The sequence below is a fragment of the Kitasatospora sp. NPDC040550 genome, from assembly GCF_055594965.1.
In genome coordinates this window covers 198,159-223,728 of the sequence record NZ_JBVIWC010000002.1, presented here as the reverse complement: position 1 = coordinate 223,728, position 25,570 = coordinate 198,159, and the positions used below count along the sequence as shown (strand labels likewise).

Annotated in this window: 14 protein-coding genes; 5 read left to right on the top strand and 9 right to left on the bottom strand. The window is 75.4% G+C overall.

Annotation, left to right across the window (positions count from 1 at the left end):
• Positions 1 to 130 precede the first annotated feature (130 nt).
• The 3 genes from ACZ58X_RS03750 to ACZ58X_RS03740 all read right to left on the bottom strand — a co-directional run bounded on the left by ACZ58X_RS03750 (position 131) and on the right by ACZ58X_RS03740 (position 5,486).
• Positions 131 to 2,278 carry a hypothetical protein gene (locus ACZ58X_RS03750; RefSeq protein WP_470332058.1) on the bottom strand — a complete coding sequence of 716 codons (2,148 nt, stop codon included), beginning with the start codon at positions 2,276 to 2,278 and terminating at the stop codon, positions 131 to 133.
• A 204-nt stretch (positions 2,279 to 2,482) separates the two neighbouring features.
• Positions 2,483 to 4,057 carry a lipase maturation factor family protein gene (locus ACZ58X_RS03745; protein ID WP_470332326.1) on the bottom strand — a complete coding sequence of 525 codons (1,575 nt, stop codon included), beginning with the start codon at positions 4,055 to 4,057 and terminating at the stop codon, positions 2,483 to 2,485.
• A gap of 352 nt (positions 4,058 to 4,409) precedes the next feature.
• Positions 4,410 to 5,486, bottom strand: a complete 1,077-nt coding sequence (locus ACZ58X_RS03740; RefSeq protein WP_470332057.1) for a GAF domain-containing protein — start codon at positions 5,484 to 5,486, stop codon at positions 4,410 to 4,412.
• A 427-nt stretch (positions 5,487 to 5,913) separates the two neighbouring features.
• Here ACZ58X_RS03740 and ACZ58X_RS03735 point away from each other — a divergent pair, with 427 nt between their 5' ends.
• The 5 genes from ACZ58X_RS03735 to ACZ58X_RS03715 all read left to right on the top strand — a co-directional run bounded on the left by ACZ58X_RS03735 (position 5,914) and on the right by ACZ58X_RS03715 (position 11,463).
• Entirely contained in the window at positions 5,914 to 7,251 is a 1,338-nt protein-coding gene (locus tag ACZ58X_RS03735) for an acyl-CoA dehydrogenase family protein (RefSeq protein ID WP_470332056.1), read from the top strand.
• Between the two features lie 521 nt (positions 7,252 to 7,772).
• Positions 7,773 to 10,025 (top strand): sensor histidine kinase, encoded by a 2,253-nt coding sequence (locus ACZ58X_RS03730; RefSeq protein ID WP_470332055.1) that lies wholly within the window; start codon positions 7,773 to 7,775, stop codon positions 10,023 to 10,025.
• Positions 10,025 to 10,456 (top strand): roadblock/LC7 domain-containing protein, encoded by a 432-nt coding sequence (locus ACZ58X_RS03725; protein WP_470332054.1) that lies wholly within the window; start codon positions 10,025 to 10,027, stop codon positions 10,454 to 10,456. The genes ACZ58X_RS03730 and ACZ58X_RS03725 overlap by 1 nt, the downstream gene beginning before the upstream one ends.
• Positions 10,453 to 10,836 (top strand): DUF742 domain-containing protein, encoded by a 384-nt coding sequence (locus ACZ58X_RS03720; protein WP_207813170.1) that lies wholly within the window; start codon positions 10,453 to 10,455, stop codon positions 10,834 to 10,836. The genes ACZ58X_RS03725 and ACZ58X_RS03720 overlap by 4 nt, the downstream gene beginning before the upstream one ends.
• Before the next feature lie 51 nt (positions 10,837 to 10,887).
• Positions 10,888 to 11,463, top strand: a complete 576-nt coding sequence (locus tag ACZ58X_RS03715; RefSeq protein ID WP_360240302.1) for a GTP-binding protein — start codon at positions 10,888 to 10,890, stop codon at positions 11,461 to 11,463.
• A gap of 87 nt (positions 11,464 to 11,550) precedes the next feature.
• Here the strand turns inward: ACZ58X_RS03715 and ACZ58X_RS03710 are convergent, their stop codons facing one another.
• The 6 genes from ACZ58X_RS03710 to ACZ58X_RS03685 all read right to left on the bottom strand — a co-directional run bounded on the left by ACZ58X_RS03710 (position 11,551) and on the right by ACZ58X_RS03685 (position 25,315).
• Complete coding sequence (locus ACZ58X_RS03710; RefSeq protein ID WP_470332053.1) at positions 11,551 to 12,003, bottom strand: MarR family winged helix-turn-helix transcriptional regulator; 453 nt, start codon at positions 12,001 to 12,003, stop codon at positions 11,551 to 11,553.
• A 101-nt stretch (positions 12,004 to 12,104) separates the two neighbouring features.
• Positions 12,105 to 14,159, bottom strand: a complete 2,055-nt coding sequence (locus ACZ58X_RS03705) for a hypothetical protein (RefSeq protein ID WP_470332052.1) — start codon at positions 14,157 to 14,159, stop codon at positions 12,105 to 12,107.
• A complete protein-coding gene (locus ACZ58X_RS03700; protein WP_470332051.1) occupies positions 14,156 to 18,163 on the bottom strand; it encodes a vWA domain-containing protein in 4,008 nt (1,335 codons plus the stop codon). The genes ACZ58X_RS03705 and ACZ58X_RS03700 overlap by 4 nt, the downstream gene beginning before the upstream one ends.
• A 2-nt stretch (positions 18,164 to 18,165) precedes the next feature.
• The gene (locus ACZ58X_RS03695) at positions 18,166 to 19,317 is read right to left on the bottom strand and encodes an ATP-binding protein (protein WP_470332050.1); all 1,152 of its coding nucleotides are present in this window, start codon (positions 19,315 to 19,317) and stop codon (positions 18,166 to 18,168) included.
• Positions 19,314 to 24,461 carry a hypothetical protein gene (locus tag ACZ58X_RS03690; protein WP_470332049.1) on the bottom strand — a complete coding sequence of 1,716 codons (5,148 nt, stop codon included), beginning with the start codon at positions 24,459 to 24,461 and terminating at the stop codon, positions 19,314 to 19,316. The genes ACZ58X_RS03695 and ACZ58X_RS03690 overlap by 4 nt, the downstream gene beginning before the upstream one ends.
• Positions 24,458 to 25,315: a DUF4132 domain-containing protein gene (locus ACZ58X_RS03685; protein ID WP_470332048.1), complete on the bottom strand. Its 858-nt coding sequence runs from the start codon at positions 25,313 to 25,315 to the stop codon at positions 24,458 to 24,460. The genes ACZ58X_RS03690 and ACZ58X_RS03685 overlap by 4 nt, the downstream gene beginning before the upstream one ends.
• Positions 25,316 to 25,570: the final 255 nt, after the last annotated feature.

Sequence of the window (25,570 nt, the reverse complement as noted above, 5' to 3'; positions counted from 1 at the left end):
GGGTTGGGCTGTTTTCTCTCCCACCCAAAGGTCTGCCTGCCTTCCCTTCAACAACACCACAAAGAGGGGACGGTCCCCGGCCCCCCCCCCCCCCCCGTCCCCTGTCCCGTGTCCGGCTGCCGCCCGGACGTCAGCCGCGCGCGGCGGCGACGGCTGCGCCCAGCGCCTCCTTGATCCGGGGGCCGAGGCGGGCGAAGCCCAGCTCCTTCATCGCCGCACGGAGCAGCTCCTCGTCGCTCCGCCCGGTGCCGTCACCGTCGATCCAGCGGACGACGGCGAGCAGTTCGTCCGCCGAGTAGGCGGTCACGGGGCGGCCGGGGGTGACGTCCGGCTTCGCAGGACGGCCGGCGGCCGCCTCGGCGACGGGCTCGACCTCGGGCTCCGGCTCGGGCGCGACGGCCGGCTCGGGCTCGGACTCGACAGCAGGGGTCACCTCGGCGACGGCCTCGGACTCCGGCTCGATGGCCGGCTCGACCTCTGCCTCTGCCTCTGCCTCTGCGGCAGGGGCCTCAACAACGGCCTCCGGCTCGACAACCGGCTCCTCGACGGCCGCGACCTCGGCGGAGGCCTCGGGCTCGGCCTCGGCGGCGGGCACCTCGGCAACAGCCTCGGGCTCCTCCTCCACTGCGGCCGGGACCTCCTCGACGGCCTCGACCTCGGTCACCGGCTCAACGACCTCGGCCTCGACCTCAGGGGCCGCAACAACGGCCTCCGGCTCGACATCGCGCTCATCGACGGCCGCGACCTCGGCGGCGGCCTCGGGCTCGACCTCGGCGGCGGGCACCTCGACCTCGACGGCCTCGACCTTTGCGGTCTCGACCTCGACAACCTCGGGCTCAGCCGCCTCGACGGGGGCCTCCGCGATCGCCTCCGACTCGGCCTCGACCTCGGCCTCGGGCTCGACAGTGGCCTCGACCTCTGCGGCAGGCTCCTCGACGTCGACCGACTCGGCCTTCGCCTCGTCCGCCGCTGCGGCCTCGGCCAGGGCGGCGGTGGCGGCGGCCACCAGGTCGTCAGCGGCCGGGGAGGGCGCCGGGAGGGAGACCACGGTGGCCGGAGCCTCCTCCTTCTCCTCCTCCACCGCAGTCGGCTCGGCTTCGACGAAGTCCAGGTCCGAGCCGGACGCCGTCTCGACGGCCTCGGCCTCGGCGTCGACGTCCATCTCGGTCCGGAGCTCGTCCACAGCCTCCACCGAGGCGTCGGCGTCGGTGGAGGCGTCGGTGGAGGCGTCGGCCTCGACCGGGGCCTCAGCCTCGGCCTCGGGAAGCTCGGTGACCGGCTCCTCGACGACCGGCTCCTCGGCAACCGGCTCCGCGACCGACGACCCCGCCAGCCCGTCCCGCTGCCCGCCCGCGAGCGCCTGCCGCGCCGCGTACGCGGCCTCGGCGGCGCGGCGGTCGGCCTTGGCGGCCGTGAGTTCGGCGAGCAGGTCGGCGAGGCCGGCCTCCTCCAGGGTGGCGCGCAGGCCGCGGATGGTGGGCAGGCGGTAGAGGGTGCCCTCGTCGGCGGCGAGGCGTTCGACCAGGTCGGCCAGTTCCATGAAGGCGAGGCCGTCGAGGTCGTGGTCGGGCAGCAGTCGGGCGAGGCCGCGCAGGCCGGTGTTGATCGGCTCGAAGGCCTGGGCGGTGCGCTCGACCAGGTCGCCGTCGGTGGGGACGCGCGGAAGGGTTCCGGCGGGGGCGACGGCGGCCCAGGCGCGGCGTTCGATCTCGGCGGAGGTGAGCGCGTCGTGCAGTTCCTCGCGGCGGACCTTGCGGTCGTGGGCGAGGGCGGCGGCCTGCTTGCGCAGCGAGCGGCCGCGCAGCCAGGACAGCTTGACGCCGTTCTCGCGGCGCCAGGTGCTGTCCGCGGTGGCGGCGGCGAGGGCGACGAGGTCGGCGTCGTACGCGGCGCCGGTGAGGGTGGCGGAGGTGCGGCGGACCCGCTGGAGCATCTCGACCAGCAGCGCGGTCTTGGCCACGGTGTCGGGCTCGTCCAGCTTGACCTCGGCGGCCATCGCGGTGACGGCTTCCCAGGTCTGCTGGAGGTCGCTGCCGCGGAGTTCGGCGAGCGCGGTGGAGGCGGCGCGGGCGTCCTCGGGGGTGGCGACGGTGTCGACGGCCGCGTACCAGGCGTGGGTGTCGGCGCTGAGCGTGAAGGCCCCGAGTTCGGCGTAGCGGCCGAGGTCCTCGCGGAGGTCGGGCTCCGCAGCGGCGTCCTGGGGGTCCTTGACGTCTGCGGCGTCGGCGACGTCCGCCGGGTCGGCTGCGTCGGCGTTGCGCGAGTGAAGCACTGTCATGTGAGGTCCGGTTCTGGGCGACGACGGCGGGGCTGACGGCGAGGGGGCGGCGGACCGGGTGCACGGGGCCCCTTGGGCGGGACCGGGGGGTGTGCGAGTCGGGCCGCCGGTTGTGGAGGCCCAGAATACGGGTGCCCGTTCGAGCCTTGCACGCACCCACCGCCGGACGGGCCGGTGTCGTATGCCGTACCGCCCGCCTGGCCGCTACTCGGGAGGGCCGTCCGGGTGGCCGGGGGCTGGTCCGGACGGGTGGCCGGGGTCCTCCGTCCGGGGTGGGCCCGGCCGTCGGAGCCGGTCGAGCGGGACGGTGCGGAGGCTTCGGCCGGGCCGGGCGGGCGGCGGAGGGTGACCGGCCCGGCGGAGGGCGGCCTGGTCGACCGGCGCGAGGTAGGCGTGGAGCGCGGTGCGGTGCCACCAGGCGCCGGTTTCCCGCAGTTCGCGCCATCCGGTGAACCGGTAGAGGTAGAGGGTCGCCCGGACGTGGGTCGGCGGGGCGTCGGGGAAGGGGTTGTGGCGCAGCAGCCGCAGCGTGGCCCGGTCGCCGGCCAGCAGGCGGGCGACGAAGGGCAGGAACCAGGGCCGGGCGTAGGTGGGCGAGATGCCGGCGAACCACATCAGCCAGTCCAGGCGCAGGTGGTAGGGGGCGTACTGGCGCGGGAGGCGGCGCACGTCACCGGGTTTGCCCTTGAAGCCGTACTCGCGCCAGACGGTGTGCGGGGTGACGACGGCCTCGTCGGTGCCCTCGACGACGACCTCCTGGCGCAGGCGGTTGACGCTGCCGAAGGCGCCGTAGGTGTTGACGAGGTGCAGCCGGTTGAAGGAGCGGTTCATCGCCTGGCCCCGGGAGAGCAGGTTGCGCACCGGCCAGTAGCTGAGTACGAGGACGGCGGCGGTGACCGCCATGACCACCGCCTGGTACCAGACGGGGGCGCCGGGGGCGGTGTGGGCGCGGACGGGCAGGCCGAGGCGGGCCGGTTCGACGGCGGCGAGCGTGAGCACGACGGTCAGCCAGTTGAGCCAGGCGAAGTTGCCGGAGGCGATCAGCCACAGCTGGGTGGCGATCACGGCGCAGGCGGCGTAGCTCGCGACGGGCTGCGGGAGCAGCAGGCCGATCGGGACGAGGAGTTGGACGACGTGGTTGGCCGCCACCTCGACCCGGTGGAGGGGGTCGGGGAGGTGGTGGAAGAACCAGCTGAGCGGTCCGGGCATGGGCTGGGTCTCGTGGTGGTAGCGCAGGCAGGTCAGGTCGCGCCAGCAGCTGTCCCCGCGCAGTTTGATCAGCCCGGCGCCGAACTCGACCCGGAAGACCAGCCAGCGCATCAGCCAGAGCACGGGGGTGGGCGGGGCGGTGTCGGCGTTGCCGAGGAAGGCGGCGAGCGAGCCCGCTTCGAGCAGCAGCGACTCCCAGCCGAAGGAGTACCAGGTCTGTCCGACGTTGACGATGGAGAGGTAGAGGGCCCAGAGCACCGCCCACAGCGGGATCGAGGCCCAGAGCGGGAGGGCGTCGCCGAGGCCGGCCGCCACTGCGGCGGCCAGCACGGCGCCGGTCAGGGCGACGGCGGTGAAGAAGCGGTCGCTGTAGTGGAGGTGGAAGAGGCCGGGCGAGCGGCGGAACGGGACCCGGGCGGTGAAGCGGGGCACCGGGAGCATGCCGTCGGTGCCGATGAGGGCGCGGAACTGCGCGGCCGCGTTGAGGAATCCGATCAGGTAGAGGCCGGCGAGCAGGCGTTGGACGAGCAGTCGGCTCAGCCAGTAGTCGGGGGCGGCGAACCAGTCCATCCAGTCCATGCGGCCCATGCCTACCACCGGCGGGCCCCCGGGGGGCCCGGTCGGGGTTGGGGTGGCGGACGGTTCACCCGCTCGGCCCGGAAGCGCCGTTCGGCCGGGAAACGGCACTGTGGCGGGGAGCCTCTCCTCGGGGGTGAGAGGCGCCCCGCCACAGTGGTGGGCAGTGCTCGGTGGAACGGGTGGTTCGGGTGGTTCGGGTGGAACGGGTGGAACGGGTGGAACGGGTGGAACGGGTGGTGCGGGTGACGCGGTGGGTGGAACGCGTGGAACGGGCGGTGCGGGTGGTGCGGTGGGCGGTTGCGCCCGGGCGCCGTGCTGCCGCGCACGAGCGGCGGCCGGCCGCTCAGCTCGGCAGGACGAGTCCGGTGCCGCCGGCGATGCCCGGTCGGCCGGTCGCGGTGGCCGCGCCGTTCTGCTGGAGCCGGTCGACCAGCAGGGCGGCCAGGGTGCCGAGTTCCTCCTCGGTGCGGGACTGGGCGGTGACGTCCATGCCGACGGTGAGGACGCCGTTGACCTGGCCGGTGCGCGCGGTCCGCAGCGGGGTGCAGGTGAAGCTGAAGATCTGCTGGATGCGCTGTGCCTCGGGACGGCCGGACTGGATCCGGACGTCGTTGAGGACGGTGGCTCGTCCGGTGTGGAAGGCCTCCGCGACGGCCTGCTGGAGGCCGGCCGCGCCGAGCTGGGGGTAGGCGGTGCCGATCGAGCCGTACGCCACCGGGGCGCCGAAGGTGTCGGCGTGCTGGGCGTTGGCGTAGCGGATCTCCTGGCCGGGGCCGTCGGTCAGCATGATGGGGAACGGGGAGCCGTCGAAGGCGGCGAACATCTCCTGCTGCTGGGCGAGCAGGTTGTCGCGCAGCCGGATCTCGGAGAGCAGCGCCTCGGCGAGGTGCTGGATGTCGCGCAGCCGCTCGCGTCCCCACTGCCGGGGTTCCCGGTCGAGGACGCAGACGGTGCCGATGACGGTGTTGGTGTCGTCCACGAGCGGGGCGCCGAGGTAGGCCCGGACGCCGAGTTCGTCCACGACCGGGTTACCGGCGAACCGGGGGTAGGCGAGGATGTCGTCCAGCGCGAGGGGCGAGCGCTGGGCGACCACGTGCGGGCAGAAACCGTGACTCAACGGCATCTGTCGGGTGGGAAGGTCGAAGGCGATGCCCCGATCCGCCCAGGACGCGCCTTCTTCAGCCGCCAGTTCGGAGGAATTTGGCGGAATGTAGAGCCCCCGGAACATCTGGCGCTCGTCGTTGATGAAGTTGACCATCGCGATGGGAGCGCGGGTGATGCTGGCTGCCAGGTGGGCGAAGCGGTCGAAGGCCTCGTCGGCGGAGGGTTCGTTGAGACCCAGGCTGCGCAGCCTGCGGGTCCGCTCGGAGTCCCCGGCAGCACTCGGGAACTGGCCTTGAGTGCTCATCACATCAGTCATGGCGCACATGTAATCAGACATCCGGGCGCTGCGGTGCTACCGGTACCGGTCACCAGCCTTGCTGATGGACAGTCAAAGCAGCATGTGAGCGACCACGGGCGCGCCGCCCAAGGGGGGAAGGTCAATCCCCTCCCGACCCCCTGGCAAAACCCGTCCCGAAGCGGACGGGCCGAATCCCGCCATTCCAAGATCCACTATGTATGGATCCCATGTGCACATATGACAATGAGCCCTGCCGAAGACACGGACGGTAGTTCCCCGGGCCCCACGGGAGCGCCGCCCCTAGGTCCGCATGCACCGATGGCTTGGAAGCGATCGGCACCGCCACACCTCCACACCCCCACTCGAACCCTCAGGGGGAGCGGCCGGAGCGGCATCTACGGCACGAACGGGAGGCACGACACCCACCGGAATGAGAGGACCAAGCATGGCGATGGACTACTTCACCGACGAACGACACGAGAGCCTCCGAGCCGAGGTGCGTGAGTTCGCGGAGAAGGAGGTGCGTCCTCAGGTGGCCAGAATGGAGGCGGACCGGGAGATCGAGTTCGAGCTCGCGCGGGAGATCGCCCGCCGTGGCTGGATCGGCGTCACGATCCCGCGCGAGTTCGGCGGCCTCGGCCTGGGACACCTCGCCAAGACCGTGATCGTCGAGGAGCTGGCCCGGGTCAGCGGTGCGATGGGCGCGATGGCGCAGGCCTCCCAGCTCGGCGTCGCCAAGGTCATCCACTTCGGTTCGGACGCCCAACGGCGCGCGTGGCTGCCGAAGTTCGCCTCCGGGGAGTGCCTGCCGACGATCGCGGTCACCGAGCCCGAGTCCGGCGGTCACGTGCTCGGCATGGCCGGCACCGCCCGTCGCGAGGGCGACGAGTACGTGCTGAACGGCCGCAAGGTGTTCGTCGGCAACTCGCACATCGGCGACGTCCACGGCGTGGTCTTCCGCACCGACCGGGGCAGCAAGGGGCTGTCCGCCTTCCTGGTCGAGAGCGACCGGCCCGGCTTCCGCACCGGCACCATCGGCACCCAGGGCGGCCTGCACGGGTTCAGCTTCGGCGAGCTCGTGTTCGAGGACTGCCGCATCCCGGTCGGCAACCGGCTCGCCGAGGAGGGCCAGGGCCTCGACGTCGCCTACTCCTCCTCCACCCTGTACGGCCGGCTGAACCTGGGCGCCGTCGCGCTCGGCATCCACGTCGCCGTGGTGGAGGACACGGTGCGCTACGCCGAGGAGCGGGTGCTCTACGGCAAGCCGATCAACCAGCTGAACAGCATCGCCCTCAAGCTCGGCGAGATGCAGTCCCGGCTGATGACGGCCAAGTTGGCCGCGTACCACGCCTCGCACCTGCTCGACAACGGCAAGGCCTGCGACGCCGAGCTGATGAACGCCAAGCTGATCAACACCGAGTACGCGATGGACTCGGCACGTCAGGCGATGGAGATCTTCGCGGCGCGCGGCACCCAGGAGGAGCACAACATCATCCGCTACCTGCGGGACGCCACCCACATCTACGCCCCGGCCGGCACCTCGGACGTGCAGAAGCTGCGGCTCGGACAGGTGGCGACGGGCACGTACGGCAAGCAGTGGTCGGCCGAGCTGGCCGACCTGGCGAGCTGGGCGTGGACCGAGCTCAACGAGCTGGAGTCCGGGGCCTCCGGGGCCGCCCGCGCCGCCGGGATCTCCCCGGCGGAGGAACTGTACGGGCACGGCCCGCGCGGGGTTCGGGGCGTCCGAGGCGGCCGCGTGGTGCCGCTCTCCGCGGCGGGCTGAACCCCGCGGCGGGAACTCCGTGGCGGGAACTCCATGGCGGGCCGATCGCCGTGGCGGGCCGATCGCCGTGGCGGCGCGGTCCGGGAGTCGGCGGCGGTTGCGGAAGGAGCGCGGGACGCGCAACCGCCGCCCGGATGGTGGCGAACTTTCGGTATGACGACGATTTGACCTGTTCCTGACGGCTTCCCGAGCGGCCCGCCGGCCTCCCGGGGAGTCGTTCCCGCTCCGCACCGACCGCGCTGAGCTGCGGCGTTCCGTCGGCGAACGCTCCGATCGGGACTGGTCGTTCCTGCCATCATCGGTTCACATATCGTCAGTTGATGTTGCGATGAGGCCACCTGGGACTGATAGGTTTCCTGCCGTCGGCGGCCGAGCCGCACCCGCACGGACGGTGACACCGCGTCACCCCGTCCGGCGACCCCGGGCCTCGGCGCCCCGACGCCCGGTCCGGACAGCTCGGGCCGACCCACCGTCCGGCCCCGAGACCCGGCCTGCAACTCGGCCCTGCAACAAGGAATCAGATGCCAGGCATATCGGCCCCCCGCACGGGCCACCGCGCCGGCCGGTCCGGCTCCCTCCGCAGCTCGCTCCTCGCCCTCGTGCTGGTCCCCAGCCTGGGCCTCGCCGCCGCCTGGGGCTACGCCGCCTACCTGCTGCGCGACACCGCGAACCGCACCGCACTGCTGGCCGGCACCGCCGCCGTCGCCCTGGTGCTGCTGGTCAGCCTGGTCCGCGGCGTCCGGGTCGCCCGGTCGCTGTCCGCCCGGCTCACCGGACTGCGCGGCGACACCTTCGCGCTCGCCCAGCACGAGATCCCCGAGATCGTCGGCCGGCTGCGCGCCGGGGAACCGGTGCCCACCCCGCCCACCTGGGCGCCGTCCCGGCGGGTCGGCGACGAGGTCCAGCAGACCTCCGACGGACTGGCCGCCGTCCGGCAGGCCGCCGTCGCCGCCATCGTCCACCAGGCCCAGGGCCGCGAGGGGACGAAGAAGGTCTTCCTCAACATCGCACGCCGCACCCAGATCCTGATCCACCGGCAGATCAGCATGCTCGACGCGCTGGAGCGCGAGCACGAGGAACCCGAGCTGCTGCGCGAACTGTTCGCCGTCGACCACCTGGCCACCCGGATGCGGCGCAACGCCGAGAACCTGGTCATCCTCGGCGGCGCGCTGCCCGCCCGGCGCTGGCGCAACGCCGTGCCCGTGGTCAACGTGCTGCGCAGCGCCGTCTCCGAGACCGAGAACTACGCCCGGGTCGTCGTGCAGGGCGTGCCGCGCGCCTCGCTCAGCGGGCAGGCCGTCGCCGATGTGATCCACCTGATCGCCGAGCTGATCGAGAACGGCACCACCTTCTCCCCGCCGTACACCCAGGTGCAGGTCTCGGCCCAGGAGGTCCCCAAGGGCCTGGCGGTCGAGGTCGAGGACCGCGGCCTCGGCATGACCGAGGAGGAGTACGAGCGGCTCAACGAGTACCTGGCCAACCCGCCCGAGCTGGACGTCTCCGCACTCGGCGACGACCTGCGGCTCGGCCTGTTCGTCGTCGCCCGGCTCGCGGCCAGGCACGACATCCAGGTCACCCTGCGGCCCTCGCCCTACGGCGGCACCCGGGCCGTGGTGCTGGTGCCCTCGGCACTGCTGGAGCAGGCCGAGCAGCCGGCCGCGGTGCCCGGTCTGCCCTCCGGCGCGCGGGTCACCCGCACCCCGGCACCCGAACCGCGGCCGTCCGACGGCGACTTCGGCGTGGTCGACGACGAGCTGTCCGGCGCGCTGGCGGGGGTGCTCGACGGCCTGACCGGCGGCACGCCGGGCGGGGTCGACGAGGCTGGTGGAGTCGGCGGGACCGGTGGGGCCGGTGGAGTCGGTGGAGTCGGTTCCCCGGCGGTGCCGACGGAGCCGACCGGCGGCGGGGCGGGCAGTGGGGCCGACGACGGAGTGATCGTCGGTGAGCTGCTCGCGCGACAGGAGTTCGGACCGCAGGAGTTCGGCCAGCAAGAGTTCGGCCAGCAGGAGTTCGGCCAGCAGGGCTTCGGGCCGCAGGGGTTCGCGCGGCCGGACGGTGAGGGCGGCGGGCCCGTCCTCGACAACGCCGGACTGCCGGCCGGTGCCGAGATCCCCGGGCTGCCCGGGGCCGTGGTGGTCCCCCGGCCCGTGATGCCGCGCCCGTACGACCTGCCGACCGGGCCGTCGGCGGAACTCGCCGCGCAGCTCGACGCGGGAGCCGGCGCGGCCCCAGGGCACGTGGACGGACCGCTCCCGGGCGGGGCGCAGGCGGACCCGGCGGCCGTCAACCCGGCCGTCTTCGGCTCGGCGGCCGTGGACCCGGCGGGCGGTCTCGACGGGGTGCCCGCCGACCGGTCGACGCCCACCCACGAACGCCCGCAGGAGGACAGCGTGGAGCACGGCCCGGACGGCGAACTGCGCACCCCGCGCGTCCTGCCGCAGCGGGTCCGCAACGCCAGCCTCGCCGAGCAGCTCCGCGAGGCCAACGCGCCCGGCACCATGATGCCGCCGTCCACGCCGTCCACGCCGTCAGCGCGGTCCACCCCGTACGGGGCCCACGCCGCCCCGGCCGGCCCCCGGTTCGGCGAGGCCGACGACCCCTCGCCGGCGCGGTCCCGCGCCACCATGGCCGCCATCCAGCGCGGCACCCGGAGCGCCCGCGCGACCGGCACCGGACCGGACGCGTCCGCCATCGCCCCCAACCCGGCCGCACCTTCCGCCCCCGAGGGCGCCGCGGAAGCCCCCGCCGTTCAGGAAGCCAAGGAACAGCAGTGATGACGCAGCACACCGAGCCCCAGCGCGACCTCAACTGGCTGCTGGACCAGTTGGTGGCGCGGGTACCCGAGACCCGGCACGCCATCGTCCTCTCCGAGGACGGACTGCTGGTCGGCACCTCCCAGGGCCTCGACCGGGCCGACGCCGAGCACCTCTCGGCCGTCGCCTCCGGCCTGCAGAGCCTGGCCCGCGGCGCCGGGCACCGCTTCAACGGCGGACGGGTCCGGCAGACCGTGGTCGAGATGGACCAGCTGTTCCTGTTCGTCACCACCGCCGGACAGGGCGCCCGGCTCGCCGTGCTCACCAGTGAGCAGGTGGACGCCGGACTGATGGCCTACGAGATCAACATGCTGGTCAAGCAGGTCGGCCAGTACCTCACCGCGGCGCCGCGCAGCGACGCGGGCCGGCCCGGCCCGGGTGGCGGTGCGTGACCAGCGCCGACGCCGACGAGGGCTGGTTCTACGACAAGGACGCCGGCCACCTGGTCCGCCCCTACGCGATCACCAACGGGCGCACCGGCCCGGTCCGTGACGGCTTCGCGCTGATCACCCTGGTGGTCACCGCCGACCCGCGCACCGACACCAGCCGGTTGACCCCCGAACCGGCCGCGATCCTCGACCTGTGCCGCGAACGCCCGCTGGCCGTGGCCGAGATCGCGGCCACCATGGACCTGCCGGTGAGCGTGGTCAAGGTGCTGCTGGACGACCTGGCGGAGGCCCGGCTGATCCTCACCAGGGCCCCGGTCCAGCTCGCCGAGGCACCGGACATCTCGCTGATCCAGGCCGTGATCGAGGGCGTCCGCAGACTCTGACCGGCTGCCGCGTCCGTCGCATCCCCACAGTTCCCCTCCAGGAGACCCGAATTGACGACCCAGAGCCTGGTGCCGGGCGCGGTCAAGATCCTCGTCGCCGGCGGCTTCGGCGTCGGGAAGACCACCATGGTCGGCTCGGTCAGCGAGATCGAACCGCTGCAGACCGAGGAACGGATGACCCGCGCCAGCATCGGGGTCGACAGCCTCGAAGGCGTCCAGGGCAAGTCCACCACCACGGTGGCGATGGACTTCGGGCGGATCACCGTCCGCGAGGACCTGGTGCTCTACCTCTTCGGTACGCCCGGGCAGTTCCGCTTCTGGTTCATGTGGGACGACCTCGCCCTCGGCGCCCTCGGCGCGATCATCCTCGCCGACACCCGGCGGCTCGAATCCAGCTTCGCCGCCGTGGACTTCTTCGAGCAGCGCGGAATCCCCTTCGCCATCGGGGTCAACTGCTTCCACGGCCGCCGCGAGGCCACCCCGGAGGACGTCCGCCGCGCCCTCGACCTCGGACCGGAGGTGCCGGTGGTGCTGTGCGACGTCCGGGAGCGGGCGTCCAGCAAGGAGCTGCTGCTCGCCCTGCTCGACCGGGTGCACCGGGACGCGCTGGCCGTCGGGCGGCGGTGAGGAGCTGACCCGCGGCGGCGGCTGCCGCCGCCGGGGTCACGCCTGGGCCAGGGTCACACCTGGGCCAGGCTCACGCCGTGCCCGGGGTCACGCCTTCGTCGGGGTGAGCTCGGCGAGGGCGTCGACCAGCGGGGCCAGCTCGGGGAGTTCCGCGGCTTGGGCCAGGGTCGCCTCCAGGGTGGCGTCGTGCACCGGGCGGGCGGTCTCCAGCAGGGCGCGGCCCTCGGAGGTCAGCTCGGTGTAGATGCCGCGCCGGTCGTCCGCGCAGAGGTAGCGGCTGAGCAGGCCACGGTCCTCCAGGCGGCTCACCAGCCGGGTGGTGGCGCTGCTGCTCAGCGCCGCCGCACGGGCCAGCTGCTGCATCCGCATGTGCCAGCCGTCCTGCCGGGAGAGCGCCTCCAGCACCGTGTACTCCACCACCGAGAGCTTGTGCTCCGCCTGGAGCGCCTTCTCCAGCGCGGCGTCGATCAGCCCGTGCAGGGCGGCGAGCGTCCGCCAGCCACCGGCCCGGACCTCGGCCGCGTCGTCGCGGATGGCCATGGCTCGCCTTCCCTTCACGTTCACCTGTGCGTCCTGAGCTGTCCCCTCTCGTACAAGTATGCCATTCGGCGCCGATTATCGGTCTCTGCAAATAATTCGGCTCACAGCTCCGCCCCGTCCTCCCGGCTGTTCTCCCGGCCCTCCTCCCGGCCGTCCTGCTCGCCGCCCCAGGCGGCGGAGCAGAGCGCGGTCGCCAGCGCCTCGGTGTAGTCGGCGGCCGCCAGCCAGGCGGTGGCGAAGGCGTCGTGGTCGTCCGCGACGATCCGGCCGAACACGTCGCGCCGCTGGTCCGCGGCAGCCGCCCGCAGGCCGTCCAACAGCTCGGCGGCGGTCGCCAGCCCCGACGCCCGCAGCAGGGTCCGGTCCGCCGCCGCCGTGGCCGCGCTCGGCGCCAGGGCGGACCGGCCGGTGGTGATGGTCTGCTCCACCCGGCGGCCGAGCACGTGCACCGGCGGGCCGGGCGGCGGCTCGGTGGGCAGATCGGCGGGCAGATCGGTGGGCAGGTCGGCAGCTGGGACGACAGGCAGGTCAGCGGGCAGGTCAGCGGTCTGCAGCCGTTCCAGGCCGAGGTTGACCCGGTCCGCCCGGTCGGCGGGCAGGGCGAGGCGGGCGCGGCCGGCCCGGTCGGAGCCTCCCCAGGGCGTGCCGATCGCCAGCACCCGCAGTTCCGGACGGTCGGCGCGCTCCAGCCGTCCGATCAGCCGCAGCCGAAGGCCAGGGGCCGTGGCGAGCAGGGCCAGATTGGCCCGGAAAGCCAGATCGGGGTGCTCGTGCCCCGGGCGCAGCGCGACCACCGTGCCGCTTCCGACCGGACGGGCGAGCAGCTGGAGCACCCCGCCCGGACCGGTCGGGGCCGTGCCCAGCAGGACGACGTCCAGGAACAACAGGTCGCTCCCCGCCGGGCGGCTCCCGTACGGCAGTTCCTGCGCCGCCAGGGCCCGGGCCACCTGGGCGGCGGGCGGCTCGGCCCAGAGCCGGGCCACCGGCTCCGCCGTCCAGGCCGCGCCCGCCGCGCGGACCGCCCGTACCGAGGCGCCCGCGCCCAGCCGCCCGCCGGTGGACCTGGTCGCGCCCTGGACGGCCAGCCCGGTACGACTGAACTCGCGGTGGCTCAGCGCCGCATCGCCCAGCCGGACCGTCCGGTTGCCCGCCCCGACGGCCAGTGGGGCGGCGGTCGTGACATCGCCGTGCGGCGTCACCTCGGCGATCGTGCTGAGCCGGCCACCCGCGTCCACCGCCCAACTGACCGCACCCGCATGGGTCGCGGTCAGCACCGGCTCGGCGAACAGCCCGTACAGCCGCAGGCCGCCCTCCTCGGCGTAGGCCTGGCGGGCGGTCCCGCGCAGGGCGGCGAGCGGGGTGGGGGTGCCGGCCGGGACGGTCACGGCGGTCACAGCGGTCACAGTGCTCAGGGTGGTCAGGGCGGTGGTGAGGCCGAGCAGCTCGCGCAGGCCCGCCACCAGGTCCGCCAGACGGTGGTCGGGCGCACCGGAACGCGCCGCCCGGATCCCGGTCACCACCGCGACCGCCGCCGCTGCCGGGCGGTACAGCCCCGCGACCCGCGCCCCGTGGCCGGCCCGCAGCAACTCCGCCTGGGCGACCGCGCCCGCTCCGCTCACCCCGGCGGCCAGCAGCGCGCAGGCGGCGCGGTGGAGGTGTCGGGCGGCGGCGCGTTCGGCCGGGGTGAGGGCGACGGGTTCGGGCTCGGGTTCGAGTCCGGGTCCGGGTTCGGGCTCGGGCTCGGGCTCGAGTCCGGACTCGGCCGGATTGGCGGCCGCGGCCGGTGCGCCCGGCCCCTCTGCCGGTGCGGTTCCGACGCCCGGATCGTCGGCCTCCGCCAGCGGGCAGAGGCTGACGGCGGCGGCCCGGTGGACGCAGGCCGGGGCGAGCAGGCAGCCGCACCGGACGTCCGACGGGCCGGCCACCACCCCGCCCGGGGCGTGCAGGACGAGCACGACCTCCTCGTCCACCTGCACCCGCCACTCGTCGCCCTCCCGGCTGAGCGGCCGCTCGGTGAGCTTCGCCGCCGCGCCGTCCAACCGCTTCTGCAGGCGGGCGCTCAGTCCCGACACCACCTCGGCGACCACCTCCGGCCGGACCGCCGGCCAGCTGCTCCCGGTCTGTGAAGCCTGTTCCGTCCGTATCGTGGCGTTCATCGCACCTTCTCCCCCACCCAGCGGGCCAGTTCCAGCGGGCTCAGCGCCGCCACCGGCATCCCGGCCGCGACCAGTTGGCCGGCGACCGCCTTCGAATAGCGGGCCGTCCCGGAGTCGTCCAGCGCCGCGCAGCCCAGCAGGTGCACGCCGGAGTCCACCAGGGCCCGGGTCTCGGCGACCAACGCGTTGACCGGGCCGCCCTCCTCGAAGTCGCTGACCACCGCGATCAGCGTCCGCGACGGCACCGTCACCAGCTCCCGGGCGTAGCGCAGACCGGTCGCGATGCTGGTGCCGCCACCGACGCTCACCTCCAGCAACAGGCTCAACGGATCCGCCACCCGCTCCGTCAGGTCGAGGACCTCGGTGGAGAAGGCCACGAAGTGGGTGCTCAAGGAGGGCACCCCGGCCAGGATCGAGGCGGTGAGCGCCGCCCAGACCGTGGACGCCTCCATCGACCCCGACACGTCCACCACCAGGATCAGCCGCCAGTCGTTGGCCTGCCGCGCCCTGGTCCGGAACACCGGGCGCTCCGGCACGATCACGGTGCCCGAACCGTCCGGGCCGGGGCGGGCCGTGGCCAGGTTCGCCCGGATCGTCCGGTGGAGGTCCAGCCCGCCACCAGGGCGCCGCGACGGGCGCGGCACGCTGATCCCGGTCAGCGCCGGGCGCAGCCGGGTCGCCAGCTCGCGGCTCAACTCGTCCACCATGCGGCGCACCAGCGGACGCAGCTTGGCCACCCGGGCCTCGGGCAGACCGCCCGCGTGGTCCAGCACCGCACGCAGCAGGTCCACCGACGGGCGGACGGCGGACGGGTCGATCGCCTCCAGCACGTCCGTACGGCCCTGGGCGACGGCGGCCGCCAGGACCTCCTCCCGGACGCCCGGACCGAACAGGGCCTCCAACTCCTCGGCCCACTCCCGCACTCCGGGGAACGGTGCCTCGCGGCCGCCCCTGCTGCCGCCCCGGCCACCCCGGTCGTCCAGGCCCGGACCGGAGCCCTCGCCGTGGCCGGTGCCGTACAACTCGTCCAGCGCGGTGGCGAGTCGGGCGCTGCGGCCGGACAGGCCGCCCGTGCCCGGGCGGCCCAGCAGCAGGCGCCAGCGCTCGGCGGGCGTGAGGACGTGCCCGGGGCCGGGCGGCAGGGCCGGCGCCGGGCCTGGCACCGGGCCTGGCACCGGGTCGGCCGCCGGTGCGGGCCCCGGCGCAGGCGCCGGATCGGCGATCCGGGGAGCGGCCGGCAGCAGGCCCCTCCCGGCGAGCACCCGGCGGGCCGCCAGGTCCGCGCGGACCCAACGGGCCACCAGGGCGGGGTCGGTCTGCTCCGGCAGCGCCGCGAGGCGGGTGCCCAGGCGGTCCTCGACGGAGCTCAGCAGCCGGTCACGGGCGGCCGGGCTGAGCGTGTCGAAGCCGCCGCGCAGCGCGGGCAGCCGGTCCAGGAAGGCGGCGTCCGAGAGCGAACCGACCCGTTCCAGCACCGGTTCGAGCGCCTCGGGCGCGCTGTCGAACAGCCCCTCGGCGGCCGTCAACAACCCGACCAGCAACCGCCCGAGCACCTGCCGCGCCCGCACGTCGGTCGCCCCGTCCACCCAGGACGCGGCCCGCCCGCCGAACACCTCCGCGGATTCCTGCCCGAGCAGCACCCGCACCGCCCCGGCCGCACCCCGCACCAACGGACTCCCCCGCTCGGCGAGTTCCCCCAGCGCGTACCCCAACCGCACCCCGCCCAGCCGATCCGCCCGCCGCACCAGCTCCACCAACGCCCGCGCATCCGCGGGATCGTCCGAACCCCCCAACCCCGCCACCTGCCGCACCGCCACAGCGGTCAACAGCTCCGTCGCCGCCCGAAACGGCAGGCCGGGGAGCGGCCGACCGTCAGCCCCGGCAGCCGAGGCCTCCGGCGCACGGCCCGCACCAGCCGCATTGGCGGGCGAAACCACGGGACGGGCGGTGGGGCCGCCCGACCCTTCGGACGGGGTCGCCCCCGCGAGGAGGTCCGGAGCAGCAGGCGAGCCCCCACCATCCGAGCCGCCCATCGCCCCGACAGCCGCACGGGCAACCCCGTGGGAGTCAGGTCCGGCGAGGCCGCCGGGCCGCGAGGCCGGGGAGGGCGCGGCGGTGTCCGCGCCGGACGGCGGGGCCGGCGGGGTGGGGTCGGCGAGTCCGTCCCCGGGAGCTGTGGCTGCGGGGGTGACGGGGAAGTGCCCGGCCGTGAGGCGGTCGAGGAGGGTGAGGGCGGCGAGGAGGTCGGGGAGGGTGGCAGTGCTGGGGAGGGTGGTGGTGAGTCGGGTGAGGAGGGTGGCGGTGAGGGTGGGGAGGGCGCAGGAGGCGGCGGCGGTGAGGCCGTCGATGATCTCGCGCGGGGTGGGGTCGTCAGTGAGGCGGCCGCGGAGGGCGCCCTCGGCGGCTTGGGCGGGGGTGACGCCGCGGGTGCCGGCGACGGTGAGGAGGGCGTTGACGGTGGGGGTCCAGTGCAGGCGCCAGCGGGTGCCGAGGGTTTCGGTGCCGCCGGGGCCGGTGGTGGGGACGGGGTCGGCGTAGGGGACGCCGCAGGCGGTGAGGCGGTGGAGGAGGATCTCGCGGCGGCGGTCGAGGGGGCTGCGCAGCGGGTCGAGGCGCAGTTCGCGCGGGCCCGGGTCGGTCGGGCCGGGGAGGCCCAGGTCGGCGAGGAGGGTTTCGACGGCGGGGCCGAGGCCGCTGCGCGGGGCGGCGGGGGTGGGGCGCCCGGTGCGGGTGCCGACCAGGACCTGTTCGAGGGCGCGCGCGACGGCCCGGCCGCGGCCGAGGGGCTCGCCCTGGGCGAGCACGGACTGTACCGCTTCGACGAGTTCGCCGCGGCCGGGGGCGGCGTGGCCGCGCAGCCGGGCGAGGTCGCCGGCCAGGCGGACGATCTCGCGGGCGTCGGCGGGGCCGGAGGGGTGGTCCTGGGTGCGCAGGGCGGCGCAGATCCGGACGGCGGTGACGGTGAGCGCCTCGCCGAGGCGCTCGGGGTCGCCGCCGGCGTCGAGGACGGTGTGCTGCCATTCGGGGTCGCGGATGCCGGCCGGGTAGCCGGAGCGGGCGTCGAGCAGCGGGTAGGTGTACGGGATGAGGGAGAGCACGTGCCCGGGTTCGTCGGGGCGGGGCGGCTCCTCGGGGGCGGTGGGTCCGTCGAGCAGGGCGGGGGCGTGGAAGGCGCCGACGACCACGGCGGTCCGGCGTCCGCCCGCCGAGGCGGCCCGGATGCGGGCGCGCATCCAGGCTTCGCGGCGCAGGTCGTACGGGTCGACGCCGGGGCCGGTCTCGGCGTCGTGGCGCAGGGCCCAGCCGACCAGGAGGGCGGCGCGCCGGACGGCCTCCGGGCCGGAGCCGGGGGCGGCGGTCTCGACGAGGCGGTCCCAGAGGTCGTCGTCGGTGGCGCGGCCGGTGAGGCGGTGGCGCAGCGCGTCGGCCACGCCGGGGGTGTCGGGGCCGCCTGCCGGGCGGCGGGCGCGCGGGTCGGTGGGCCCGGTGCGGTGGGCGAGCGGGAGGTCGCAGGCGATGGCTTCGACGCCGTTGCGCCGGGCCCAGCGCAGGGCGACGAGTTCTGGGGAGAAGTCGGCGAAGGGGTAGAAGGCGAGCCCGCCGGGGGCTGCGCCCGCGTCGCCACCGCCGGCCGGGGCGGCGGCGAGGGCGACGGGGGCCTCGGTGGCCTCGTCGGCGAGGTGGTCGAGCCAGGGCTGGAACTCGGCGGGCAGTTCGACCAGGACGGCCTCGGGCCGGGCCGCGTCGAGCAGCGCGGGGAGGACCGCACTGAGGGAGGGCGCGTGGTGGCGCACGCCGATCAGGTAGGGCCCGGGACGGTCGGTGCCGGAGCCGGCCAGCCGGTCCGTCTCGGCGCGGACCGCGAGGTCGGTGCCGGGGCCGGTGCCGCTGCCGCTGCCGGGGCCGGGGCCGAGTTCAGCACCGGAGTCGGGGCCGGGGCCGACCCCGGGGCGGACCGCCGCCGGGCCGGCCGGGGTGGTGGTCCTCACCGCGCTGCTCGTCATCGTCAGGCCTCCAGCGCCGGGCGGGCGTCCCACAGGGTGCGCCAGGTGGCGGCGCCCTGTTCGGCCCGGCGGCGGACCGGGCCGTCCCAGTAGCCGAGCAGCCGGGCCGCGTCCGCCGGGTCGTCCTTGCGGACCACGCCGAGGAGTTGGCCGGGGAGCCGGCCGAGCAGGTCGCCGCCGTCGGGCAGGTAGGCGGCCGTGACGCCGAGCGCGGTGGCGACGGACACGGCTTCGGCGGTGCTCATCACCGTGGAGGGGCGCTCGACCTCCCAGCCCTCGGTGGAGCGGCCGGTGCGCAGGTCGCGGAAGGCAGTGACCAGGGCCTCCAGGACGGCGTCGTCGACGGCGTAGCCGGCGCCGGCCCGGGCGACGGCGCCGGTGGACTGGCGGCGGACCAGCTCGACCTCGGCGGCCAGGCTGCCGATCGGGCCGACCGTCTCGAAGTTGAACCGCCGCTTGAGGGCGGCGGACATCTCGCTGACGCCCTTGTCCCGCAGGTTGGCGGTGGCGATCAGGGTGAAGCCGGCCGCGGCGTGCAGCTGGCCGTCCGGGGTGCCGGCCAACTCGGGTACGGCGATGCGCCGTTCGGAGAGCAGGGAGACCAGGGCGTCCTGCACCTCGGGCAGGCAGCGGGTGACCTCCTCGACCCGGGCGACGGCCCCGGTGGTCATCGCGGTGAGCACCGGGGAGGGGACGAGGGCTTCGCGGCTGGGGCCCTTGGCGAGCAGCAGGGCGTAGTTCCAGCCGTACTTGAGCTGGTCCTCGGTGGTGCCGGCGGTGCCCTGGACGGTGAGCGCGCTGGTCCCGCAGACGGCGGCGGCGAGCAGTTCGGAGAGCATGGACTTGGCGGTGCCGGGTTCGCCGACGAGGAGCAGGCCGCGCTCCCCGGCGAGGGTGACGACGCAGCGTTCGACCAGGGCGCGCTCGCCGACGAACTTGGGCTCGACGGCCAGGCTGCGGCGCCCGGCCTTGAGCTTCTCGCCGCCGCTGCCCATGACGAAGGTGACCACGGCGCGCGGGGTGAGGCGCCAGCCGGGCGGGCGCGGGCCGTTGTCGTGGGCGGCGAGGAACTCCAGTTCGGCGGCGTGCTTCTCCTCGGGCGGGACGATCTGCCGAACCGGGGAGTCGGTGGTGATGATCTCGGTGGCGCTCATCGGCGGGCCTTCCTGCGCTTGCTGGTCTGGAGCTCTTCGTAGCCGGGGGCGTCGCCGTCGAGGGTGCGCTGCCAGGCGCGGGCGAACAGTTCGGGCACGGGCAGGTGCGGCAGCACCGGCCGGTGGGTGGACAGTTGGTACAGGCCCGCCTTCCAGGTCTCCACCGGCAGGGCGGGGGTCTTGGCCTCCTGCCAGCCGCCGGGCAGGAAGAGGCTGCGGCCGGCCCGGGCCCGCTTGGCCTCCAGCACCAGTGCGCCGGCAGCGAGTTCGGCGCGGGCGCGCTTGAGCCGGGCGGGCTTCCAGCCCGTCCAGCGGGCGGCGTTGCGGTCCGTCGGGTCGGGCAGGGCGAGCAGTTGGAGGTAGAGCGCGGCCGCGTCCTCGCCCAGGCCGTGGGTGCGGGCCGCCTCGGCAACCAGCTCGGGGGCGCTGAGCTGCGGGTTCTGCAGCCAGGCCGGGCCCTCGTCGGCGGCCGGCACGGCTGCGGCGCTCGCGGCCAGGCGTTCCGGTTCGCCGCCCAGGACGGACCGGACGGCGGCCAGGTCGGCGCCGGACCAGTAGCCGTCGGTCAGCCCGATGAGCAGGTCGATCAGCGGGTCGTCCGGGCCGGTGAGGCCGGCGGGGCGCAGCCAGATCTGCTCGTACTCGGTGCGGTAGGGGCTGAGGACGACGGCGGGACCGCAGCGGACCAGGCCGTCCGGGTCGGCTCCGCCCTCAGCGGGCAGGCCGAAGTGTTCGCGCAGGACGGTCGACACCGAGGTGCCCTGGGTGGTGCTGACCAGGCCGAATCCGAGCAGCAGTTCGGGGTCGGCGAGGCGGGTGCGCAGCGCGGCGGCGGCCGTGGGCAGCAGCGGGCGCAGCGGGCTGTCGGCGGGCAGGTGGTAGCCGAGCCAGCGCAGGGCGTCGATCGCGCCCGGGAGGGTGCCGGGGCCGGGGACGGCGGTCGCGTCCGCGGGCTCCAGTTGGAGTGCGGCCCGGCTGCCGGTGGTCAGCCGGTAGCCGGTGGTGCGGGTGAGCCACGGTGTCCGGCCGGGGTTGAGCAGTTCCTCGATGGTGCCGATGGGCACGCCCTGGACGCCGGCCAGGGCGTCCTCGGGGAGGGTGACGAGGCGTCCGAAGTGCCGGATCCAGGCCGCGGCCCCGGCGGCGGTGTCGGGGCCTTCCGTCCACAGTCGCTTCGGGTCGTCGTGGGGCAGCAGGGCGCCCCAGACCTCGGCGACGGCGTGGTGGTCGTGGCCGCGCAGCCAGGCCTGGGCGGCCCTGACCTCGGCGGTCTTGAGGCCGTGTTCGGCGGGCACCTCGACGGTGCCCCAGTGCAGGAGGCCGGGGGGCGGGCAGAGCAGCAGGGTGGCGCGGGCGGTGCCGATGCCGGTGAGCTCGGCGAAGGCGGCGGCGTGCTCGGGCTGCCAGGGGACGCTGCCGCGCAGGGCGGCGACCCGCCGGAACTTCTCGGTCCAGGCGGTGTTCACCCGCTCCTCGGTGCGGCGCTCCTCGAGGGTGGTGAAGTGGGCGACGGGGCCGAACTCGCCGCTCGGGTCGTGGTCGACGGCCCGCCAGTGCGCCGTCCCGTCCTCCTGCTGGTGGCGGTAGTCGAGGATCACCACGGTGCGGTCGCCGTGCCGGAGCACCTCGCCCTGGCGGTAGGCCTCCGGCCGCCGGCCCTTGGCGCGCTCGTCGGTCTCGGCGAGGACGACCTCGCGCAGGGTGGCGCCGCGGTCGGCGAGCGGGCCCTTGGTGAGCTCGTCGAGCAGCAGGACCAGGGTGGAGCGGTGCGCCGGCGGGGTGAGCGGGTTGGCGATGGCGTGGGCGAGGACGTCCACCCGGCCGAGCAGGTTCCGCCAGCCGTGGTGGGCCTCGCCGCCCTGCAGGGTGACGGTGCCCTGGGTGGTCCAGCCGTCGCCCTCCACGGTGGTCGGGGCCGCGAGCGCGGCGGTGACGGCGCGCAGGTTGTTGAGCACCCAGTACTGCTCGGTGGTGCCCCAGCTGTTGCCCAGGCCCGGGGTCCCGGGCAGGACGGCGCTGACGGCGTCCCGCAGCTGGTGGTCGCGCCCGTGGTCGGGGCGCCACTCGGCGGCCTCGGCCGTGCTGGGCCGCTCGGCCTCCGGCTGCGGGAGGAACCGGGCGATCCGGTCGAGCAGGTCGGCGGCGGTGCGGGCGAACCCGGCGACGCCGGCCAGCAGCAGCGGGTGGGTGATCCCGGGCAGGGCGGCGCCGACGGCCTCGACCGGCAGGCTGTTGCGGGCCTCGCCGCGCTGGGCGAGCGGGCGCCGTACGCCCTGGACGGTGACCCAGCGCTGCTCGTCCGCCGGGACGGGCTCGGCGTCGACCGGCCAGGCGAGGTCGACCAGCCGGGCGGCCTGCTCGGCGGTCAGGGCGCGCAGCACCCGGGAGCCCGCCTCGTCACGGGGCCGCAGGGAGTGCCAGTGGTCGTACGGCGGGACGAGTGCGGTGCCGGCGGCGGAGAGCTCGCCCGCCCGGCAGGAGCGCAGGTCGGCGGTGCGGTCGGAGCGGTCGGCGAGGTCGGGCAGGCCGAGGTCGAGGAACTCGCCGGTGCGGCTGACCACCGGGCCCGGCGCGCCGGGCAGGGCGAGCCGGCCGACCGGGAGGACGTGGGTGTCGGTGCGGTCGTCCAGCGGCAGGACGATGCGCTGCCCGTCGGCGGTGAAGGTGGTGACGGCGCGTCCGGGGTCGTGCCGGACCCAGCTGCCGAGCACGGTGCCGTCGGTGCCCAGCGGGGTGTCCTCCAGGCCGGGCTGCAGCGGCAGCAGGCCGGTGCTGCCGATGACGAGCCGGCCGGCCGCGGCGGTGGCGGCGATCACCGGCGGTTCGGCGGCCCGGCCCAGGGTGCCGGTGGCCGGGTCGAGTTCGCGCAGGACCGGGGTGCCGTCCGGGGCGTGGCGCAGCGTCCAGTACCCGGTGCCGTCGCCGAGGACGGGGTGTTCCTCGGGCAGCCGGGTGTCGCCGGGGTGCAGCGGGCGGGCGCCGGTGGTGCGGCCGCCGCCGGGCAGCGGGAGGGAGGTGTCGTCCGGGTGGCGTTCGCCGTAGTAGTAGCCGGCGATGGTGCGGCCGGTCAGTTCGAAGGTCTGGTCCGGTCGGCCGGACCAGTAGGCCTTCTGCGCGTTGCCCTCGTACCAGACGACGAGGAGTTCGCCGTCGACCAGGCGCAGCCGGGGCCGGTTGCGCACGCCCGGCAGCGGGGGCAGCCGCAGGGTGTGCTCCAGCAGGATGCCGTCCGGGCCGACCACGAGGGCCCGGTCGTGGCGGGCGAGGACGAGGTACGGCCAGGCGTCCTCGATGACCAGGTCGTTCAGGCCGCGGCGGCGGTGGCCGGGGGCGGTGTCGGGGAGGGCGTCGGCGGCGGGCGGGTCGGCGAGCTTGCCGAGGGCCTCTTCCAGGGCGGGCCAGCCGAGTTCGTCCAGGATTCCGGCGGCGAGGGCGTCGGCGAGCAGCCCGGCGACGTCGAGGGCGGCGATCTTCTCGGCGGCGGCCGGGGCGACCGTGCGGATGGCGGTGCGGTGCGGGGTCAGCGAGCGGACCAGGTCGACGGCGCCGGCCAGGCCGCGGACGGCGGTGAGTTCCTCGGCGCGCTCCTCGGCCCACTCCCGGAACAGCTCGTTCAGCAGCGGGAGGGCGGCGGCGCGGTGTTCGACGGCCTGCGCCCAGGCGCCCGGGGCGGAGCGGCGCAGCAGCGGCCGGAAGCGTGCGTCGGCGGCGACGGCGGCGAGCGAGCCACCGACCGCACCGGTCGCACCCGTCGCAGTAGTCGCACCGGCCGCAACGGTCGCAGCGCCGGTCGCGGCCGGGCCGCTCTGGGTGACCCACTCGCGCAGGTCGAAGCCCAGGCCGGCCGGCGGGTCGGCCACCGGGACGCCCTCGGCCAGCAGGAGCTCCAGCAGGTCGATCCGGGTGAGGCTGCCGCTGATGCCGGTGAAGAGGTCGACCGGGACGGCGTCGGCGCGCAGCCGCTCGACCATCCGGCCGGTCAGTGCGAGGGTGGCCGGGCAGCCGGGCCGGTTGCGCCAGCCGCGGCCGAGGTGGTTGCACCAGCGCCGCAGCCACTCGGCGGCGGGCTCGGCGCCCTCGGCGCGCGGGCCGGTGAGCAGTTCCTCGGCGCCGGTGGCGGCGAGGACGGCCAGCCAGGCGGCGTCCTGCGCGGCGGCGTCGGTGCCGCCGGCGGCCGAGTCGGGCAGCAGTTCCAGCAGGCGGGTGCGGACCGCGGCGTCGCCGCTGCCGAGCTCGACCAGGGCGCCGTGCCAGGACTTCCAGAACGCGGCGGGCGCCCGGTTGACCGCCGGGGACTCCAACAGCTCGGCGAGCAGCGCCCGTTCGTGCTCGGCGCGGTCCAGCCCGGCGGCCCGGATCAGCGCGCGGGCGTCCTCGGCGACCCCGGCGTACGGGGCCATGCCGGCCGCGGAGCGCTCGGTGCACAGCTGGCGGAAGCGCAGCCAGGCGGTCTGCGGGTCGAGCCGGCGGGCGAGCTCCTTGACGTACTGGCGCAGCGACTTGACGGTGAGCGCGCCGGCCAGCGCGAACTCCAGGAAGACGGCGCGCAGCCGCTCCTCGTCGACGGCCAGGTTGTGGGTGCGCTCGGCCTCGCGGGCCTTGCCGAACCAGGCGGCGGCGTAGGTCTGGTTGCCGTGGGTGAGGAAGATCCGGCCGACCTCCTCGCAGAAGGTGGGCAGGAAGTGCGGGACGGCGCGGCCGAGGCGGGTGGCGAGTTCGTCGAAGCCGTCCTTGGCGGCGCCGGGCTTGGACCGGGCCTGGCGGGCCAGCCGCTCCAGCTCCTTGACCAGGGCGAGCGCGTGGTGCCCGTTGGCCGGGTCGTGGACGAGTGCCCAGGCCGGGAAGCCGAGCGCCTCCTGGCGGACCTGACCGACCTCGGCGGGCGCGCCCTCGGGGGTGAGGCCGAGGAAGTCCAGGGCGAGGTCCTCGGCGGGGCCGAGCGCGCCGGGGACCAGCCGGACGATCTGGCGGCCGTCCAGGGCGGGGTGGGTGTAGCCGCGCGCGGTCAGCACGTCGGCGGCGCTGTCGGGGCGGCCGGCGTCGGCCAGGGTGCCGGGTGGCAGGACGGCGCCGGCGTCGAGCAGCGCCTCGGGCGCCACGGCGCCCCGGTACGGGCCGGTGGTGGTCATCTGGCCGGTGGTCATGCGGCGTCCTCCCCTTCGATCGTGCGGCCCGCGTGGAGCGCGGCGGCCATCCTCATGCCCTCGGACCAGGCGACCGGCCCGACCTCGGCGAGCGGCAGGGACCGGCCGTCGGGGCCGGCCCAGCTGAGCGCGCCCGTCTCGCAGGCGTCGTACTCGTAGTAGTCGCCGACCCAGACCCGGGCCTCGACGGTGCGGCCGCCCTCGGTGATCGGCTGGACGGCGGAGCCGCCGCGGACCCGGCAGCCGAGCCGGGTGCAGCGCCCGACCAGCTCGCGCAGTTCGCGGTAGCGGCCGCCAGCGAAGGTGTGGACCTCGGTGCCCGCGGCCGGCTCCTCGGGGCGGTGCCAGACCTCGCGGTAGAGCTGCTGGACGCGCTGGGTGACGCCGAGTTCGACGGCGAACTCGCGCAGGTCGTCGAGGTCCGGGAGGAGCACCGGGTGGGGTATCAGGACCTCGCCGTCGGTGAGGCGCACGGTGTCGCCGTCGAGGTCGACCAGGCCGAGGCCGCGCTCGGCGTCGGCGTCGCGCAGGAAGCCCGCCACGGCGCCGTCCGCGCCGGTGACCACGACGTCCCGCAGGACGGACTGCCAGGCCTCGTCGGGCCAGACGGCGGCGAGTACGGCGGCGGGGACCGGCAGCGAGCGCACCATCCACCGCTCGACGTCCTCCTGGCAGCTCCGCTCGTGCGCGGCGAGCCATTCGGCGAGTTGCTTGAGCTGGGCGACCACCGGGTCGTCACCGAGCTTCGACGGGACGGACTTGAGGGGGCGGCCCGCCGCGTTGCGGCACACCACCCGGCCCTCTCCGTCGAGCGCGACGCGGTACCCTCCCGCGCCCGTTTCCACCCATGCCACAGCCGTACTCCTCCCACCGGGGAACGTCGTTCGGATCGCCCCGCTGACCAGCGATGCGAGGAACGTAGCGAGGGTCACTGACAACGCGACGGGCAGGGGGAGCCGGACAGGGAGCGGCCGAGCCGAAACCACTCGAACGGGTGGTCGATCGGAGACGCGGGGCGGCCCAGGAACGCGCGAGAGGCGGGGGGGCCACCACACCGGGGGGGGGGGGAATTTTAGAACCCCCCACACCCCCACAAAACAAGCCCAGGG

Coding starts and splice junctions, on each gene's coding strand:
- ACZ58X_RS03735 (WP_470332056.1), top strand. CDS start 5,914: ATGGCGATGGACTACTTCACCGACGAACGACACGAGAGCCTCCGAGCC.
- ACZ58X_RS03695 (WP_470332050.1), bottom strand. CDS start 19,317: ATGAGCGCCACCGAGATCATCACCACCGACTCCCCGGTTCGGCAGATC.
- ACZ58X_RS03745 (WP_470332326.1), bottom strand. CDS start 4,057: ATGGACTGGTTCGCCGCCCCCGACTACTGGCTGAGCCGACTGCTCGTC.
- ACZ58X_RS03700 (WP_470332051.1), bottom strand. CDS start 18,163: ATGACGAGCAGCGCGGTGAGGACCACCACCCCGGCCGGCCCGGCGGCG.
- ACZ58X_RS03750 (WP_470332058.1), bottom strand. CDS start 2,278: ATGACAGTGCTTCACTCGCGCAACGCCGACGCAGCCGACCCGGCGGAC.
- ACZ58X_RS03710 (WP_470332053.1), bottom strand. CDS start 12,003: ATGGCCATCCGCGACGACGCGGCCGAGGTCCGGGCCGGTGGCTGGCGG.
- ACZ58X_RS03705 (WP_470332052.1), bottom strand. CDS start 14,159: ATGAACGCCACGATACGGACGGAACAGGCTTCACAGACCGGGAGCAGC.
- ACZ58X_RS03690 (WP_470332049.1), bottom strand. CDS start 24,461: ATGACCACCGGCCAGATGACCACCACCGGCCCGTACCGGGGCGCCGTG.
- ACZ58X_RS03740 (WP_470332057.1), bottom strand. CDS start 5,486: ATGACTGATGTGATGAGCACTCAAGGCCAGTTCCCGAGTGCTGCCGGG.
- ACZ58X_RS03730 (WP_470332055.1), top strand. CDS start 7,773: ATGCCAGGCATATCGGCCCCCCGCACGGGCCACCGCGCCGGCCGGTCC.
- ACZ58X_RS03725 (WP_470332054.1), top strand. CDS start 10,025: ATGACGCAGCACACCGAGCCCCAGCGCGACCTCAACTGGCTGCTGGAC.